This window comes from Cellulomonas composti (genome assembly GCF_007990245.1).
Lineage (GTDB): Bacteria > Actinomycetota > Actinomycetes > Actinomycetales > Cellulomonadaceae > Cellulomonas > Cellulomonas composti.
Genome location: NZ_BJWG01000006.1, coordinates 116,123 through 134,002 on the forward strand (window position 1 = coordinate 116,123; position 17,880 = coordinate 134,002).

The 17,880-nt window shown below is 72.6% G+C and carries 13 protein-coding genes; 5 read left to right on the plus strand and 8 right to left on the minus strand.

Features of this window, described 5'->3' with window-relative positions:
• Positions 1-221: 221 nt before the first annotated feature.
• From CCO02nite_RS08155 to CCO02nite_RS08165, 3 genes are all read right to left on the minus strand, one after another.
• Positions 222-992, minus strand: coding sequence for a CDP-alcohol phosphatidyltransferase family protein (locus CCO02nite_RS08155; protein ID WP_146842637.1), 771 nt, complete (start codon positions 990-992; stop codon positions 222-224).
• The gene (locus CCO02nite_RS08160; protein ID WP_146842727.1) at positions 985-2,175 is read right to left on the minus strand and encodes a DUF1972 domain-containing protein; all 1,191 of its coding nucleotides are present in this window, start codon (positions 2,173-2,175) and stop codon (positions 985-987) included. Before CCO02nite_RS08160 ends, CCO02nite_RS08155 begins: the two co-directional genes overlap by 8 nt.
• A gap of 96 nt (positions 2,176-2,271) precedes the next feature.
• Positions 2,272-3,801: a sugar transferase gene (locus tag CCO02nite_RS08165; RefSeq protein ID WP_146842638.1), complete on the minus strand. Its 1,530-nt coding sequence runs from the start codon at positions 3,799-3,801 to the stop codon at positions 2,272-2,274.
• A 742-nt stretch (positions 3,802-4,543) separates the two neighbouring features.
• Between CCO02nite_RS08165 and CCO02nite_RS08170 the strand changes: the two genes are divergently transcribed.
• The 3 genes from CCO02nite_RS08170 to CCO02nite_RS08180 all read left to right on the plus strand — a co-directional run bounded on the left by CCO02nite_RS08170 (position 4,544) and on the right by CCO02nite_RS08180 (position 10,950).
• Positions 4,544-8,017: a PKD domain-containing protein gene (locus tag CCO02nite_RS08170; RefSeq protein ID WP_146842639.1), complete on the plus strand. Its 3,474-nt coding sequence runs from the start codon at positions 4,544-4,546 to the stop codon at positions 8,015-8,017.
• A gap of 134 nt (positions 8,018-8,151) precedes the next feature.
• Positions 8,152-9,144 carry a DUF6492 family protein gene (locus CCO02nite_RS08175; RefSeq protein ID WP_146842640.1) on the plus strand — a complete coding sequence of 331 codons (993 nt, stop codon included), beginning with the start codon at positions 8,152-8,154 and terminating at the stop codon, positions 9,142-9,144.
• A gap of 273 nt (positions 9,145-9,417) precedes the next feature.
• Positions 9,418-10,950 carry a right-handed parallel beta-helix repeat-containing protein gene (locus tag CCO02nite_RS08180; RefSeq protein ID WP_146842641.1) on the plus strand — a complete coding sequence of 511 codons (1,533 nt, stop codon included), beginning with the start codon at positions 9,418-9,420 and terminating at the stop codon, positions 10,948-10,950.
• A gap of 16 nt (positions 10,951-10,966) precedes the next feature.
• Here the strand turns inward: CCO02nite_RS08180 and pth are convergent, their stop codons facing one another.
• The 5 genes from pth to glmU all read right to left on the minus strand — a co-directional run bounded on the left by pth (position 10,967) and on the right by glmU (position 15,778).
• On the minus strand, positions 10,967-11,587 hold the full coding sequence (gene pth, locus CCO02nite_RS08185; protein ID WP_146842642.1) for an aminoacyl-tRNA hydrolase: 621 nt from the start codon (positions 11,585-11,587) through the stop codon (positions 10,967-10,969).
• A 95-nt stretch (positions 11,588-11,682) separates the two neighbouring features.
• Positions 11,683-12,270 carry a 50S ribosomal protein L25/general stress protein Ctc gene (locus tag CCO02nite_RS08190; RefSeq protein ID WP_146842643.1) on the minus strand — a complete coding sequence of 196 codons (588 nt, stop codon included), beginning with the start codon at positions 12,268-12,270 and terminating at the stop codon, positions 11,683-11,685.
• A 272-nt stretch (positions 12,271-12,542) separates the two neighbouring features.
• Complete coding sequence (locus CCO02nite_RS15865) at positions 12,543-13,010, minus strand: serine O-acetyltransferase (RefSeq protein ID WP_222593171.1); 468 nt, start codon at positions 13,008-13,010, stop codon at positions 12,543-12,545.
• A gap of 96 nt (positions 13,011-13,106) precedes the next feature.
• Positions 13,107-14,093: a ribose-phosphate diphosphokinase gene (locus CCO02nite_RS08200; protein ID WP_146842644.1), complete on the minus strand. Its 987-nt coding sequence runs from the start codon at positions 14,091-14,093 to the stop codon at positions 13,107-13,109.
• Entirely contained in the window at positions 14,090-15,778 is a 1,689-nt protein-coding gene (gene glmU / locus CCO02nite_RS08205) for a bifunctional UDP-N-acetylglucosamine diphosphorylase/glucosamine-1-phosphate N-acetyltransferase GlmU (RefSeq protein WP_146842645.1), read from the minus strand. Before glmU ends, CCO02nite_RS08200 begins: the two co-directional genes overlap by 4 nt.
• 272 nt (positions 15,779-16,050) lie before the next feature.
• Between glmU and CCO02nite_RS08210 the strand changes: the two genes are divergently transcribed.
• A complete protein-coding gene (locus tag CCO02nite_RS08210; protein WP_146842646.1) occupies positions 16,051-16,929 on the plus strand; it encodes a CPBP family intramembrane glutamic endopeptidase in 879 nt (292 codons plus the stop codon).
• A 120-nt stretch (positions 16,930-17,049) separates the two neighbouring features.
• On the plus strand, positions 17,050-17,817 hold the full coding sequence (fabI, locus tag CCO02nite_RS08215; protein ID WP_146842647.1) for an enoyl-ACP reductase FabI: 768 nt from the start codon (positions 17,050-17,052) through the stop codon (positions 17,815-17,817).
• The last annotated feature ends 63 nt before the right edge of the window (positions 17,818-17,880 follow it).

The window sequence follows — 17,880 nt, forward strand, 5'->3', positions numbered from 1 at the left end:
ATACAGCTTCTCCCGGATGCCGGCGCCACGGGTTGCGTCGCCTCTGCTGCAGGGAGCCTAGGGGTACGGCCGAACGGGTGACAGCAGCAGGACGCTCCAGGTAACGAAACGGACACGACAGGGCGAATGCGAAGAGGTCGCCCCACCTGCGAGTTCACCCCGGCGGATGAACTTTCACCCGTTCGGATGTGATCTTGGACACACTCGAACGGGTCGCGGCGCTACTCGGCGTCTCCGGTCGAGCTGAGCTCGCGGTACCACTTGACCGCTGCCGCGCAGGTGAACAGGCCTGTCGCGACGACGACGAAGCCGTACACGGCGACGAACGCGACCGGCACGCCGAGCAGCAGGAAGCTCCAGCACAGGACGCCGTAGTCGGTCGGGATCACGAGCACCGACCGCAGCCAGGCCGCTCGCCCGGCGGCCGGCGCGAGCGGCACGGTGCCGCGCGCGCGTCGCAGCTGCTCGGTCAGGATCATCCCGAAGAACAGCACGCTCCCGACGACCGCGTGGACGAGCGGCAGCGCGAGCCAGCCGATCGAGACGACGTCGAACCGGTACAGCCCGACCGCGAGCGCGATCGGCAGCGTGACCACCTTCGTCGCGTCGACCATGTGGTCGAGCCACTCTCCTGCCGGGCTGCCCGTGCCGGTCAGTCGCGCGACCTGTCCGTCGGCGGAGTCGAGCGCGTAGCCCAGGACGAGCAGGGCAGTCACCGCGGCACCGAGCCCGAAGGACGGCGACACCGTCGCGAGCAGCGCGATGCCGGCGAACGTCGCGAGCGCGCTCAGGCCGGTCACCTGGTTCGGCGTCAGGCCGCGACCGTACGCCCACGCGGCGAGCAGCCGTCCGAGCCGACGGTTCACGAAGCGGGAGTACGCGGGTGCGCCGCGTGCCGCGTGCTTCTGCGCGTCGGCAAGCCGCCGGACCGTGACCTGGTACGGCTCGCGCACCCGCCCGGCCCGAGAGCTGCGGCGGTCGAGATCAGTCATCGGCGGTCACCGGTTCCGCGCCCACGGGGCGGTCGTCGAGCACCCCGGCAGCGTGCGGCCGGCGGCGCGCGCGCTGCGGCCCGGGCACACGGCGGGCCGCGAGATCGGCCGCCAGGACCGCGTACCCCTGCGCGACGTCGTCCCAGTCGTACTGCCGCGCGCGCTCCTGCAGCGCCCGGCCTCGGTCGGCAGTCCCGGCGGGATCGGCCTCAGCCGCCTCGACCTCGCGTGCGACGTCGGCCGGCGTCCGCACGTAGCGCCCGTCGTCGCCCAGGACGTCGCGGTTGAACGAGACGTCGAACGCGATCGTCGCGGTGCCCGCCCCGATCGCCCGCAGCAGGCTCGGGTTGGTCCCCCCGACGCTGTGACCGTGCAGGTACGTGCGCGCGTTCGCGTAGAGCTGGTCCAGCAGCGCGGCGTCCCACACGCCTCCGACGAGCCGCACACGCGGGTCGTCGCCCGCCGCGGCGTGCACGGCGCGGGTGTACTCGTCGGCGTAGGGCGCCGACCCGACGACGACGAGCGGCAGGGTCGCGCCGCTCGCCACGAATCCTCGCACCAGCGGTTCGACGTGGTTCTCCGGCTCGAAACGCGCGACGAGCACGTGGAAGCCGCCGGGCTGCAGCCCGAGCTCGCCGAGCCGGTCGTGACCCGGCGCGGTCTGCACGGGCGCACCGTAGGACAGCAGTCGCGTGCCGACGCCGAACTCCTCGCGGTAGTACGCGGCGATGCCGGGGGCGTCCGCGATCAGCGCGTCCGACCAGCGCACCGCGAGCGCCTCCGCACGGCGGTAGTACCGCCGGCCCGAGGGCCCCCACTTCGCACGCTTCCACTCGAGCCCGTCGACATGTGTGGCGACCGGGATCCGCGCGGCACGCAGGACCGGCAGCAGCGGGGAGTTCGCGGCGTTGAAGACGAATGCGGCGTCGGTGCGGTGCGCCGCGAGGTGCGCGACCGACAGCGCGGTGTGGCTCAGGGTCTCGAGCGAGCGCCGCCGCAGCGCGGGCAGCGTCACGCGCTCCATGCCGAGGTGGCGCGGCCCGTCGTCGGCGTCGGTGCCGGTGTCGGCGTGCCGGCAGTACACGACGACGCGGTGCCCGTCGCGCACGAGCCGCCGCCCGATCTCCTCGATCGCGGTCTCGAAGCCGCCGTAGCGTGCGGGCACGCCGCGCGTGCCGACCATCGCAATCGACAGGGGCCCGTCAGGCACGCCTCTCCCTTCGGTCGTTCGGTCCCGCCGGCCCCTGGGCGCCCGCGTCGGTCGGCGTCCTCGCCACGTTCAGTAGGCGCCCGATCCGGTGGCCACCGCACGGAACGTCTTCCACAGGATCATGACGTCCATCGCGACGGACCAGTTGTCGACATACCGCAGGTCCAACCGAACGGCGGACTCCCAGTCGAGGTCGGAGCGCCCGCTGACCTGCCACAGCCCGGTCAGTCCCGGCTTGACCCGCAGCCGCCGGTGCACGGCGTCCTCGTACTCCGCGACCTCGGACTCGAGCGGCGGGCGGGGCCCGACCAGCGACATCTCGCCGCGCACGACGTTCCAGAGCTGCGGCAGCTCGTCGAGCGAGTACTTGCGCAGCAGCCGGCCGATCGGCGTGACGCGCGGGTCCTCGCGCATCTTGAACAGCACGCCGGCGCCCTGGTTGGCCCGCGCGAGCGTCGCGAGCCGCTGCTCGGCGTCGACGTACATCGTGCGCAGCTTCCAGATCATGAACGTGTCGCCGTCGACCCCGACGCGCGGCTGCCGGAAGAACGCCGGGCCCGGCGACGTGCAGCGCACCGCGAGCGCGAGCAGCAGCACGAACGGCAGGAGGAGCAGCCCGACGACGGACGCGAGCGAGATGTCCAGCGCCGACTTCGCGAGCAGCCGTCGGCGCGGCGCGTCGAGCTCGACCTCGAGCAGCGACAGCCCGGCGGTCGGCCGCACCGACAGGCGCGGCCCCGTCACCTCGAGCAGGTCGGGCGCCATGACCAGGTCGACGCCGGCCCGGCCGAGCGCCCAGGACAGCCGGCGCATCGCCTCTCCCCCGAGGCACGAGCCGGTCACGATGACCACCTCGGCCGCACGGTCGACCGCCACCTGCACGACGTCGGCGAGCCCGCCCACGACCGGAACGCCCGAGACGGCGCTGCGGCCGTCGAGCGAGCGCAGGCACACGCCGTCGATGCGGTAGCCGTGGTGCGGTTCGCGCGAGAGGTCGCCGATGACGTGCGTGACCGACGCCGGGTCGCCCACGACGAGCGTGCTGCGCATCGCGGTGCCGTCCCGGCGTGCGCGGTGCAGGCGACGACGACGGACGTAGCGCACGAGGCCGGCGCTCATGGCGAGCGCGGGGACACCGACCAGGACGCCGGCGCGCGGCACCTGCGCCCCCGTCGTGAAGGCGTAGACCATGACCGCGACGGCCGCGAGGCCGGATGCGCGAGCGACAGCCTGGAACTCCCCGGGTCCGTCGCCCAGCTCGGTGCGCCGGTACCCGCCGCACGCCGCGACGAGCGCGACGAAGACGATGCTCGCCGACGGCGCCACGATGGCCGCCATCGTGCTCGAGAACGGTCCGATCACCGCGATGTACGCGATGACCGCGGCGCACATCGCGTCGTAGGTCGCGGCCGTCGCCGCGTACCGACCCCGCACGGCACGCCAGGCTCCCGCCGACCCGCCTGCGGTCGCGGCGAGCGGGACGCTGCGCTGCACGAAGGGCTCCGCCGACGCCCAGGACCGCCGCGGCTCACGCGAGGGACGACGGCGCTCGAGGTCGTCGCCGAACGCGAAGAATCCGCGGTCCGCGGTGAGCGTCATCGAGATCCCCCAGGTAGACGGCCGTGCCGACCCGCCGGGTGGCGGATCGGGGCAGGTGGACAGCCTGACGCTAGTGCGACCGACTTGTACCGGTCAGTACCTTCTGTCCGATTTCACCCCGTACGGGGCGATCCTCACCCGGTCGGGCGACCACGACGGCACCGGTCGGCGGGCGCGTTCACCCGCCCGCCCCGCCCCGGCCCGACCTCCGCGCCGGGCTCGACCTCGGCCTCGGGCGCGGCTCGCGAGCCGTCACCTCGCCCCGACCTTCGGCGCGTCCCTACGCGCACCGATGCGCGCAAGGGCGCAGCCCCTGGTGCGCCCACCTCGCCGGCGGCCGCACCCGCGGCTCCGCATCCGCTTCGTCGAGCGTCGCCGCAGGTCGCGCGTCTCACGTCGATGTCATTCCCAGGACATTCTCAGGAAGCGCTCCAAGGGGGAACCGGACATTCCTGCCCGAATGCCACCCGGACATCGCGTGCGCAGGTGGGGCAAAACGGACAGAAATCTCCACGATCGGGTGAACACATTTCACCTGTGATTTCCGCCACAACGCGCGTTGCTCCTTTTGGGTGAACCTCCTGGTCAGCGGCTTTGCACCCTGAGACCGGTCCCAACCGTGAGGACCTTTGTCCGCGTATGCGGCAGTTGACCGAGGTCACCGTTGACGCGTAGTAAATCGCCTCGGTCGCCCCGCAATGTCGATCTTTGTCCCCGAATTTCCGTTTCCAAAGGGAGTCTCATGCTTTTCACAAGACGCACCCGGGCGCGCAGGATCGTGCGCACCTCGGTCGCCGCCGCCCTCGCCGGCGCGGTCGTCGCCGCGCTCGTACCCTCCAGCGCCCTCGCCGTCGAGGGCACGGCAGGTGCCGTCTACCGCGACGAGTGGCCGCAGCTCGCCGCTGACGCGTTCACGCGCGCCGGCCTGACCGGCTGGGGCGCCGCCGACGCCGGCGGCCTCTGGAAGCACAACGCCTCGGCCAACTTCGCGGTTGCCGGGGGCACCGGCGCCCTCACGGTGCCGCGCGCCGGCTCGACCATCAGTGCCGGCCTGCCGTCCGTCTCGTCGACCGACACCGACATGACCGTGACGGTCTCGCCGGACAAGGTCCAGACCGGCTCCGGCACGCACCTGACCTTCGTCGGCCGCCTCGTCGGGACGCTCGAGTACGGCGCCAAGGTGCGGCTCACCGCCGGCGGAGCCGCGACGCTCGCGACCGTCGACGCCGGGACCGCCGGGACCGCCGTGGCGCTGCCGGGCACCGTCACCCCCGGCGACCGACTCACCGTGCGCCTGCAGGTCACGGGCACCAGCCCGACGACCGTGCGCGCCAAGGCATGGCGCGCCGGCACCGCCGAGCCCGCCGCGTGGCAGGTCACCGCCACGAGCTCGACCGCGGGCCTGCAGACGGCCGGCGGCGTCAGCCTCTCGGCATACCTGTCGGGCAGTGTCACGAACGCCCCACTGACGTTCGCGTACGACGATCTCGCGGTGACGACCACCGCTCCGGTCGCCGTCCTGGACGCACCGCCGACCGCCGTGATCACGTCGTCGGTCGATGCCCTGACGGCGCGGTTCAGCGGCACCGGTTCGTACGACACCGACGGTTCGGTGTCGTCGTACGCCTGGACGTTCGGCGACGGCGCGACCTCGTCGTCGGCCACGCCCACGCACACCTACGCCGCGACCGGCACCTACCCGGTCACGCTCACGGTGACCGACAACGACGGCGCGGTGGGCCGGGCGACGGCCTCCGTCGCGGTCCGCGCACCGAACGTGGCGCCGGTCGCGTCCTTCGTCACGGGTGGCAAGGACCTCAACGTCACCGTCGACGCCGCGGGCTCGTCGGACCCTGACGGCACGCTCGCGTCCTACGCGTGGAGCTTCGGCGACGGCACGACCGGCACCGGCCGCACCGCGACGCACACGTACGCGGCGGCAGGCACCTACACCGTCTCGCTCACCGTCCGGGACGACGAGGGCGCGACCGCCACCACGACCCGGAGCGTCACCGCTGTCGAGCCCAACAAGCCGCCGGTGGCCGCGTTCACCACCGCCGCGAACGACCTCGACGTCACGGTCGACGCCGCCGGCTCGACCGACCCCGACGGCACGATCACCGCGTACCGCTGGAGCTTCGGCGACGGCACGACCGGCACCGGCCGCACCGCGACCCACGCGTACGCCGCCGCAGGTGTGTACCCGGTGACGCTCACCGTGACCGACGACGACGGGGCGACGACGTCCACCGTCAACACCGTCACCGCGGTCGAGCCGAACAAGGCCCCGTCCGCGAGCTTCACGACCGGCGGCCAGGACCTGGTCGTGGACCTCGACGCGAGCGCCTCGGCCGACCCCGACGGGACGCTCACGGCCTACGCCTGGAACTTCGGCGACGGCACCACCGGCACCGGCCGCACCGCGACCCACACGTACGCGACGGCGGGCACCTTCACGGTGACCCTGACCGTGACGGACAACCGCGGCGCCCGTACGAGCAGCTCGCGCACGGTCACGACGACCGAGCCGAACAAGGCCCCGACCGCCGCGTTCACCTCGAGCGCGGCCGACCTGCTCGCCACGTTCGACGGGTCGACGTCGGTCGACGCCGACGGGACGGTCGCGTCCTACGCGTGGACGTTCGGCGACGGCACCACCGGCACCGGCCGCACCACGAGCCACACCTACACCGCGGCGGGCACCTACACGGTCGCGCTGCAGGTCACCGACGACGACGGCGCCACGGCCTCGACGAGCCGTACGGTCACCGTGACCGCCCCGGTCGCCGCGCCGTTGGCCTCCGACGCCTTCACCGCGACGCGCAGCAACGGCTGGGGCGCCGCCGCCAGCGGTGGGAGCTGGACGCACATCGGCGCCGTGGCGAACTACTCGACGTCGGCCGGCACGGCTCGCCAGGTGATCACGGCCGCGGGCTCCACGCGCACGTCGTCGCTCGCCGGGATCTCGTCGCTGGACACCGACTCGCAGGTGACGGTCGCGGTGGACAAGGCCGCCACCGGCGGCGCCGCGCAGGTCTCCGTGATCGGGCGCGTCGTCGGCTCCGAGGGCTACGCCGCACGTCTCAAGTACCTCACCGACGGCACCGCGCAGCTCTCGGCGATGGAGGGCGGCACGGCGCTGAAGAGCATCTCGCTCGGTGCGGTCAAGCCGGGCGACAAGTTCCGGGTCCGCCTGCAGGTGACCGGCAGCTCCCCGACGACCGTGCGCGCCAAGGCCTGGCCCGTCGCGTCGGCGGAACCCGCCGACTGGCAGGTCTCCGGCTCCGGCACGCTCGCGGCCTACCAGGTGCCCGGCTCGTTCGCGCTGAGCGCGTACCTCGCGGGTGCGGCGACCTCGGTTCCGCTCACGGTCTCCTACCAGGACCTGCGCGTGACCGGGACGTCCGCGACGAACATCGACGACTCGACCACCGACGACTCGGAGGTCGTCGCGCCCGGCAGCAGCATCGGTGTGCCCGCGGGCACGACGATCACGCGCGTGTACGACGGCAACCTCACGATCACGGCCGACAACACCGTGATCGACGGCTGGGACATCCACGGCTACGTGACGGTCAAGGCCAAGAACGTCGTCATCCGCAACACGTACATCCGTGGCACGGACGTGCCGCAGACGAACGACCTGCTGCGCGTGCAGGGTGACGGCTACTCCGTGCTGGTCGAGGACTCGACGCTCGTCGCGAGCACCAGGACCCCGAACCAGGACGGCGTCAAGGGCTGGAACTTCACCCTGCGACGTGTCGAGATCGCCGCGGTCATCGACCCGGTGCACATCCACGGCAGCAACGTCGTCGTGGAGAACTCGTGGCTGCACGACAACGCGCACTTCCTCGAGGACCCGAACTGGGGCGGCACCCCGAGCCACTCGGACTCCATCCAGATCCAGGCGGGCACGAACATCACGATCCGGAACAACACGATCTCCGGGGCGGGCAACGCCGCGCTCATGCTCACGCAGGACGCTGGTGCGGTGGCGAACCTGCAGGTCACCGGCAACTCGATCGACGGCGGCGCGTGCAGCATCAACATCAAGTCGACGACGAACGCGCCCACGTACGTCACGATCGCCGACAACGTGTTCGGCCGCGGCCAGATCTACAAGAACTGCGCGGTCCGGGTCCCCACGGCCTGGTCGCTCGACATGCGCAACAACGTGTGGGTCGACGGCGGCGTGGTCGCCCGGACCAACATCTGACGTCTCGACGTCAGGCCGAGGTCCGCAGGGCCCGTTCCCGCTCCGGCGGGGGCGGGCCCTGCGCGTCGGACCGCCCGCTCATCCGGCACCGGCGCCGCTAGGCTCCGGTCCGACGGTGGGGCGGAGGTGAATGCGTGGAACGGCTCACGTTCGTGACGCCGGTGTTCGAGGCGGAGCTGCTGCTGCTCGAGCTGCAGGCGCGCTCGTTCGCCCGTCACCTGGAGCCCGGTCACCCGGTCGTCGTGCTGGACAACACCGCGCGCGGGCTCTCGGCGCAGGCTCGTCGCCGACTTCTCGCGGCCTACGGACCGCATGCCGGGTCCGTGCGTCTGCTCCGGCCCGACGAGGTCTGCGCACTGCCCACGGCGTCCGGCTGGCGCTCGCAGCAGGTCCTCAAGCTCGCGGTCGCCGCACTCGTCGACACCGCCGCGTACGTGACCCTCGACGCCAAGAACCACCTGGTCGCCGCGCCCGAACCGGGCACGTTCGTCGGACCCGACGGCCGACCGCGCGTGCGGGCCTACGGCTACCGGACCCATCCGCTGCGGCCGGCGCTCGAGCACGTCCTGACGTACCTCGGGCTGCCGGTCGAGGACGCACTCGACCGCTTCGCCGCGACCGTCACGCCGTTCACGCTCGAGGTGGCGACCGTGCTCGCCGTGACCGCGGACGTCGCCGCGCGCGCGGGCCGGCCGTTCGCGCAGGAGTTCGTCGAGCGCGAGCTCACCGAGTACTTCCTGTACGCCGGGTGGTTGCTGCGGCGCGACGGCACGCTCGAACGCGCGCTCGAGCTCACCGACGACGCGAACCCCGTCGTGTGGCCCCGCGCCGCGACCCTCGAGGGCGTGCGTGAGGTCGTGGAGACCGCCCGCTCGAGCGGTGCACCCGTGTTCGGCGTGCACCGCAACGCCGTGCCGCGCCTCGACGAGGCCGCGCGCGCCGAGCTCGCCGCGTTCTGGGCCGAGCGCGGCCTTGTCGACGACGAGGCGGCCGGCGAGCGGTTGCTGCGCGAGCTGGCCGCGGACCACACCCGGCAACGCCGCCGCCAGCAGCTGCGCGACCTGCGCCCACGTGTCCTCACGCTGGGGCGGCGTGCCCGGGCGCGCGTGCTGCGCCACGACGGGTGACACATTCGCCACGAGTCCGACATTTCGCGCTGATAGCGCAAATGACACCATTTCGTACGCCGTTCGCTCGGTGACACACTGTGATGTTCGCCACACTTGACGAGGCGCCACGTCCGTATCTCGCCTGGTCAGCGGGTCGGCGGTATCAGCCGAAGGGTCGTCTTCACCGTATTTGTCCCCTTTGCGCGAGATCGTCGAAATGCGACGGCTGGCTCAAGAGTGCCGGTCCCGGGGCCGAGACCCCCTCCAGACCGACATCGACTGGAGCCCGCCATGCCCCTGTTGCCCCGCCCGCGCCACGCGCGCCGCACCGGGCGCACTGCGCTCGTCCTCGCGCTCGCCGCCGCCGTCGCGTCCGCCGCGATCACCCCCGCCGCGGGTGCCACCGCGAAGCCGAGCGGGCAGACCGCCTGGGCCGTGGCCGCCAACGACACGTTCACCCGCAAGCTCTCGACCGGGTGGGGCGCGGCCGAGGTCGGCGGCGCCTGGCAGGCCAGTGCGGCATCGCCCTTCGCCGTCTCCGGCACCACCGGCACGCTCAAGCTCGCCGCGGGCGCGACGAGCTCCGCGCTCCTGTCGTCGATCTCCGCGACCGACGTCGACCTGCGCACATCGGTCGCGATCGACAAGCTGCCCTGGGGCGGCGCGACCACGCTGACCTTCTCGGGGCGCCGCATCGCCGGCAAGGACTACGGGGTGCGGCTGCGCCTGCAGTCGGCGCGCGCCTCCACCGTCGCACTGGTCGCCGGTTCGAGCACGGTCGCGAGCGTCCGGCTGCCCGACCTCACCGCGCGCACGAGCGCCAAGCTCCAGGTCCGTGTCCAGGTCACCGGCACGTCGCCGACGACCATCCGCGCGAAGGTGTGGCGCTCGGGAACCACCGAGCCCACCGACTGGCTGTCCAGCACCACCAGCTCCACGACGAACCTGCAGAGCGCCGGCGCGGTCGGTGTGACCGCGTCGGTCGCGCGGGAAGCGACGACGGCGCCCGTGACGATCCGCTACGACGACGTCACGGTCCGCACGCTGCAGCCGGTGCCCACCACGCCGACGACGATCGGCGTCCCGCCGGGCACCAAGATCACCAAGGTGCAGGACGGCAACGTGACCATCACCGCCGACGGCACCGTGATCGACGGCTGGGACATCCGTGGCTACGTCTCGGTCCGGGCGAAGAACGTCGTCATCCGCAACAGCTACATCCGGGGCACCGCCGTACCGCAGACGAACGACCTGGTCCGGGTCCAGGGCGACGCCTACTCGGTCACGATCGAGGACTCGACGCTGTCCGCCCAGACGGCCAGTCCCAACGTCGACGGCGTCAAGGGCTGGAACTTCACGCTGCGCCGCGTCGAGATCTCGAACGTCGTCGACACGGTGCACATCCACGGATCGCACGTGCTCGTCGAGTCCTCCTGGCTGCACGACAACTCGGTCTACGAGCAGGACCCCAACTGGGGCGGCTCCCCCAGCCACGCGGACTCGGTCCAGATCCAGCAGGGGACCGACATCGTGATCCGGAACAACACGATCTCGGGCGCGAACAACGCCGCCGTGATGCTCACGCAGGACAGCGGGGCCGTCTCGGCCCTGACCATCTCCGGCAACAAGATCGACGGCGGCGCGTGCTCGGTCAACATCAAGGTGATGGAGACCGCGCCGAGCGGCGTCACGCTCGCGGACAACACGTTCGGCCGGGGTCAGCTCTACCGCAACTGCGCGATCCGCGTCCCGACGGCCTGGGCGCTCGACCTGCGGGCGAACGTGTGGGTCGACGGCGGCGACGTCGCCCGCACCAACATCTGAGGCGAGCCGGCGGCCGTCAGCCCTTGGTGTGGTAGCGCAGCTGGGCGGCCTCGAGACCCTGTGCGACGACGAGCTCGACCGCGTCCGCCGCGGCGTCCACGAGCCAGGGCACGTCCTTGGCCTCGGCCGCGGTGAAGTTGCGCAGCACGAAGTCGGCGGCGTCCATCCGCCCCGGCGGGCGCCCGACCCCGACGCGCACGCGGACGTAGTCCTTCGTGCCCAGCGCCTTCGTCGTGTCCCGCAGCCCGTTGTGACCGCCCTCGCCGCCGCCCTTCTTCAGGCGGACGTCGGCGAAGGGGATGTCCAGCTCGTCGTGCACCATGACGACGCGCTCGGCCGGGACGTCGTAGTAGCGCGCGAGCGCGGCGACCGGTCCGCCCGAGACGTTCATGTACGTCGTCGGCTTGGCCAGCACGACGCGCGGCCCCGGCGCGCCGCCCGGCAGCACGCCGAGCCGAGCCTCGGCGACCGCCGCCTGGGGGCGCTTGGACAGCAGCCCGCCCCCGCGCGCGCCGAACGTGACGCCGGTCCGGCGCGCCAGCTCGTCGAGCACCATCTGGCCGACGTTGTGCCGGTTGCCCGCATACTGCGGGCCGGGGTTGCCCAGCCCGACGACGAGCCACGGTCCGGCGGTCACGCTTCCTCCAGGGTGAGCGGGCGACGAGCGGCCCTCGTCGCCGAGACGACGACGCCCGGCACCAGACGGTACCGGGCGTCGTGAGCTGACGAGGATCAGGCCTCGGCGGCCTCGCCCTCGGTGGCCTCGCCGAGGTCCTCGGCGGAGACCTGCGGCTGCGTGATCGTCACGATGATCGCCTCGGCGTCGGTGACGAGCGTCGAACCCTCGGGCAGCGTGATCGAGCCCGCGTGCACGATGGCACCTGCCTCGAGGCCCTCGATGTCGACCACGACCGCGGCGGGCAGGTGCGTCGCCTCGGCCTCGAGCGCGAGCGTCTGGGTCTCGACCACGTGGATCGTGCCCGGGTAGGACTCGCCGACGACCTGGACCGGCACCTCGACCTCGACCTTCTCGCCCTTGCGGACGATCAGCAGGTCGATGTGCTCGATGACGTTCTTGACCGGCTCGCGCTGGACGTCCTTGGTGATCGCGAGCGTCGTCTTGCCGTCGAGCTCGATCGCGAACAGCGCGTTGGCGTGCTTCACCGCGAGCATCGTCTCGTGACCCGGGAGCGCGACGTGCACCGGGTCGAGGCCGTGCCCGTACAGGACGGCCGGGATCTGGCCGGACCGGCGCAGGCGGCGCGCGGCGCCCTTGCCGAACTCGGAACGGGTGGTGGCGGCGAGCTTGACCTCGGACACGGGGACTCCCAGGAGCAGGGCACCCGGTGATGGACCGGGCGCGGCGAACGGCAGAGGAACTGCTAGTCAGACGTGGGCGGCACGGGGGCCGACGGTGGCCTCGACGCGGGACACAGGACGGGCACGCGGAGGCGCTCGCCAGGTCGATCACGGACCCGGGGCGGTCCGTGGACCGTCCGGCGTCCCTCGCCGAGGCAACCTGAGGATCTTACCCGCAAGAGGTCCCGGGTCCGAAACCGGCAGGTCGCGCGCGGCGGCGCGAGCGGCCGTGCTCAGCCGGCCGCGGGTCGCGCGATGGTCCGCACGGGCGCTGCAACGACCGTCGAGTCGGCCGGGACGTCCTGCACGACGACGGCGCCCGCGCCGATCCGGGACCGCGCGCCGATCGTCACCGCGCCGATGATCTTGGCACCGGCGCCGATGTACACGTCGTCGCCGATCGTCGGGGAGCCGAACCGCGGGCTCGTCTCGGTGTCGTTCTTGCCGAGCGTGACCTGCTGGTAGATCGTCACACGCTTCCCGACCACCGCGCCCGGCGCGATGAAGACCCCCATCGGCTTGTGCGGGAACGTCGGAGCGCCGTCGAACGTGGCCAGCAGCGAGATGTAGCCGCCGAACCCCTCGAGGTAGAGCTTGTGCACCGACGCCTCGATGCGGCGGCGCGGTCCACGGGCACGGACGGTCACCTGGCGGTGCGCCCACCAGCCGCCGTACGCCTTGACCCAGATCCGCGGAAGCACGCGCCGAGGCTACAGGGCACCGAACCCGGCGCATCACCCACCCGGCCGGCCGTGCGCTCAGGCGGCGCCGCCAGTCGGTGCGCTCAGGCGGTGCGGTCAGGCGTTGCCGTCGAACAGGCTGGTGACCGAGCCGTCGTCGAACACCTCACGGATCGCGCGCGCGATGAGCGGCGCGATCGACAGCACGGTGAGCTTCTCGAAGCGCTGGGCGTCCTCGATCGGCAACGTGTCGGTGATGACGACCTCCCGCACGCCGCAGCTCTCGAGCCGCTCGACGGCCGGGTCGGACAGGATGCCGTGCGTCGCGGCGACGATGACGTCCTTGGCGCCGGCCTCCTTGAGGACGCGCACGGCCTCGGAGATCGTGCCCGCGGTGTCGATGAGGTCGTCGACGAGCACGCACGAGCGGCCCTCGACGTCGCCCACCACGCGGTTCGCGACGGACTTGTTCGCCGAGCGCACGTCGCGGGTCTTGTGCACGAACGCGAGCGGACCGCCGCCGAGCTTGTCGGCCCATTGCTCCGCGACGCGGATGCGACCGGCGTCCGGCGAGACCACCGTGACGTTGGTGAGGTCGACCCGCGAGCGCACGTAGTCGACGAGGATCGGCATGGCCCACAGGTGGTCGACCGGCCCGTCGAAGAAGCCCTGGATCTGCGCGGTGTGCAGGTCGACCGACATGATCCGGTCGGCGCCGGCGGTCTTGAACATGTCCGCGAGCAGCCGCGCGGAGATCGGCTCGCGGCCGCGGCTCTTCTTGTCCTGCCGGGCGTACCCGTAGAACGGCGCGACGACCGTGATGGTCTTGGCCGAGGCGCGCTTGAGCGCGTCGACCATGAGCAGCTGCTCCATGATCCACTTGTTGATCACGGGCGAGGCGTGCGACTGCAGCACGAACGCGTCGGCGCCGCGGACGGACTCCGAGAAGCGCGTGTAGATCTCGCCGTTCGCGAAGTCGTACGACGACGTGGGCACGAGCTCGATGTCGAGCTCCTGCGCGACCGACTCGGCGAGCTCCGGGTGCGCGCGCCCGGACATCACGACGAGCCGCTTCTCTCCGTCGTGGGAGATGATCCCCGTCATCGTGCATCCTTCTCGGTCGTGCCGGCGGCGCCGGGCTGGGCGTTGCCGGGTGGGGGGGTACGGGGCTCCGAGAGGTGCGCCGGCTGGTCTGGCAGCCGCGGAGGCGGCGTGACCGGGATGCCGCGAGCGGCGGTCGCTGCCCGCTCGAGCTCGGCCCGCGCCTGCGGCGACAGCTCGTCAGGGCCGGTCCGTGCGCCCGCCGCGGCGGCAGCGGTCGCGGCGGCGGTCCCGGCGCGCGAGCGCAGCACCCAGCCGTCGATCACGCGCTGCGCACCCGCGCTCACCGCGAGCGCGCCCGCGGGCACGTCCTGGCGGATCACCGAGCCGGCGCCCGTGTACGCGCCGTCGCCGACCGTCACCGGCGCGACGAACATGTTGTCGGCGCCGGTGCGGGCGTGCGCGCCGATCGTCGTGCGGTGCTTGTGCACGCCGTCGTAGTTGACCGTCACGGAGGCCGCGCCGATGTTGGTGTGCTCCCCCACCGTGGCGTCGCCGATGTAGGACAGGTGCGGCACCTTGGCGCCCTCGCCGAGCTGCGTGTTCTTGGTCTCGACGAACGTGCCGACCTTGCTGCCGCGGCCGAGCACCGTGCCGGGGCGAAGGTAGGCGAACGGCCCGACGCTGACCCCCTCGCCGATCACCGCGAGCGTCGCCTGCGTACGGCTGACCGTCGCGCCCGGGCCGACCTCGACGTCCGTGAGCGTGGTGTCCGGCCCGACACTCGCGCCCTCGCGGACCACGGTCGTGCCCTGCAGCTGCGTACCCGGCAGGAGCGTGACGTCGCGCTCGAGCTCGACGTCGACGTCGACCCAGGTCGTCGCCGGGTCGACCACCGTGACGCCCTCGCGCATCCAGTCGTCGAGCAGCCGGCGGTTGAGCTCGGCGCGCAGCACCGCGAGCTGCGCGCGGTCGTTGACACCCTCGACCGCGAACGGGTCGTCGGTGCGCAGCGCGCGCACGTGCCGGCCCTGCGCCCGCGCGATGCCGACGACGTCCGTCAGGTACACCTCGCCCTGCGCGTTGTTGCGACCGAGCCCGACGAGCGCACCGCGCAGCACCGCCGCGTCGAACACGTAGATGGAGGAGTTGATCTCGCGGATCGCGCGCTGCTCGTCGGACGCGTCCCGGTGCTCGACGATCTCGAGCACGTCCCCCGTGCCGGGCTCACGCACGATGCGGCCGTACCCCGTGGCGTCCTCGAGCTCGGTCGTCAGGATCGTCACCGCGTTGCCGTCCGCGTGGTGCGCCGCGAGCAGCTCGCCCAGCGTGCCCGCGTCGAGCAGCGGCACGTCCCCGGCGACGACGACGACCGCACCCTGCGCCAGCACGTCCGAGGCCGACCCCGGCACCCCGGGCGCCTCCAGCGCGACCACTGCCCCGGCCTGCGCCGCTGCGTCGAGCGTGGTCATCGCGACCTGCACCGCGCGACCCGTGCCCGGGATGTCGTCCTGGTCGGCGACGAGCGCGTCCGGCGCGATCTGCTGCAGGTGGGCGACCACCTGGTCCCGCCCGTGCCGCACGACGACGACGACGCGCTCCGGCTCGAGCGCCTGGGCGCCGGCGATCGCGTGGCCGAGCATGCTGCGGCCGGCGATCGTGTGCAGGACCTTGGGAGTCGCCGAGCGCATCCGGGTGCCTTCGCCTGCGGCGAGGACGATGACGGCTGCTGGGCGGGGGGTCGTCACCTGTGGGTGCTCCTCGCGGGTCTGCCCGGGGTCCGGGCGGCGGAACCGTGCGCGCGGCAACTCTACCGCCGTGCGCCCCGCCGCCCTGCCGCCCGCGACGAGTCCCCGCTCACAGTGCCACCCGAGGTTCGGCTCAGGGTCGGGGCCTGCCGGACCCCGAGCGGGGCGCGCGGTACTTCCGGGCCGGAGTCGGGGAGGTCACCGATGCCGGGGGGTCGGCGCAGCCGAGACGCTCTCGTCGGAACCACCACCGACGACGACCGGAGACCCCGATGACCACCACCACCCACCCACCCCGGGCCGGCGAGCGGACGCGGCCGCGGGCCGACCGCCGCGCCGCGCACCGCGAGCGCCAGGCGTCCGCCGACGCCACGTTCACCGCCGAGTTCGGCCAGTACCGGCTCCGGCAGATCCTGGCGATCTGGGCCGCCGCCGCGCTGCCCATGGGCGCGATGCTCTGGTTCGTGATGCCCGTGCTCGTCGTGCCGCGCGCCGACTTCCCCGGGCTCGTGTACCTGCTGCTCGCCACCGGCGGGCTGGTCTGGCAGGGCGTCGTCGCGTTCGTCGTACTGCGGCACGAGGTGCGGCCGTTCACGTGGGCCGCGCTGCGCAGACGGCTGTGGCTGCACCGTCCGACGAGCCCGCGCACCGGCCGCGGCTCGTGGTGGCTGCTCGCGTGGACCTTCCCGGTCGCGCTCGCGCTGCTGGCCTACGACGACCTGGAGCCACTGCGCCCGCTGCAGGACGCGTTCCTGCGGCTGTTCCCGGCGCTCGAGGCGCCCGAGCACGCCCTGATCGAGAACCTGGCCGATCCCCGGACGGTCGGGCAGTGGTGGCTGCTGGGCGTGCTGGCCGTGCTCCTCGTCTTCAACTACCTGCTGGGCGAGGAGCTGATCTTCCGCGGCATCCTGCTGCCCAAGATGCGCGGCGTGTTCGGGCGCTGGGACGTCGTCGCCAACGGCGTGCTGTTCGCGACCTACCACCTGCACCTGATCTGGACGCTGCCGCTCACCCTCGCGCGCGACTGGGTCTACGCCGCCCTGATGCGCCGCTACCGCTCGTCGTGGATGAGCACGCTGCTGCACGCCTACGACGGGGTGTTCCTGGCCGTGCTGTTCCCGCTCGTGATCGCGGGTGTCGTCACGTCGTGAGACACCTGCGGCCCCGCGCGCCAGTGATCGCGGCCGGACGGCTCACCGCGAACGGCGTCGGGCGACTACCGTCGGATGCGCACCCGACCGCCGGGGCACGCATTCGACGGGAGACGCTCCATGGCGCTGCTCGACGGCACGACGGTCCTGGTGACCGGTGTCCTCACCGAGGGCTCGATCGCCTTCCACGTGGCCCGCATCGCTCAGGAGCAGGGCGCGCAGGTGGTCCTGACCTCCTTCGGCCGCCAGATGCGGCTCACCGAGGTGATCGCACGGCGGTTGCCCGCACCCGTGCCGGTCGTGCAGCTCGACGTCCAGAGCTCCGACGACCTCGAGGGGCTCGCGGCTGCCGTCGGCGAGTACACCGACCACCTGGACGGGGTGGTGCACTCGATCGGGTTCGCGCCGCAGTCCGTGCTCGGCGGGCACTTCCTGGACGGACCCTGGCCGGATGTCGCAACCGCGCTGGAGGTCTCGGCCTACTCGCTCAAGGCCCTCGCCATGGCGAGCCGGCCGCTGCTCTCGCGGGGCTCGTCGATCGTCGGGCTGACGTTCGACGCGAGCGTCGCCTGGCCCGTCTACGACTGGATGGGCGTCTCGAAGGCCGCCCTCGAGGCGACCTCGCGCTACCTGGCCCGTGACCTGGGTCCCGACGGCATCCGCGTCAACCTGGTGGCTGCCGGCCCGATCCGCTCGACCGCGGCCAAGTCGATCCCCGGCTTCGAGGGCATCGAGGCCGGCTGGGACGCACGCGCGCCGCTGGGCTGGGACGTCGGCGACGCGGACCCGACCGCGCGCGCGGTCGTCGCGCTGCTCTCCGAGTGGTTCCCCGCGACGACGGGCGAGATCGTGCACGTCGACGGCGGCGTGCACGCGATGGGCCAGTAGCACCGGAGGTCGTTGGTCCCCAGGTTTCGGCCCTACACTGACCTACGGTTGCGTAACCTACGC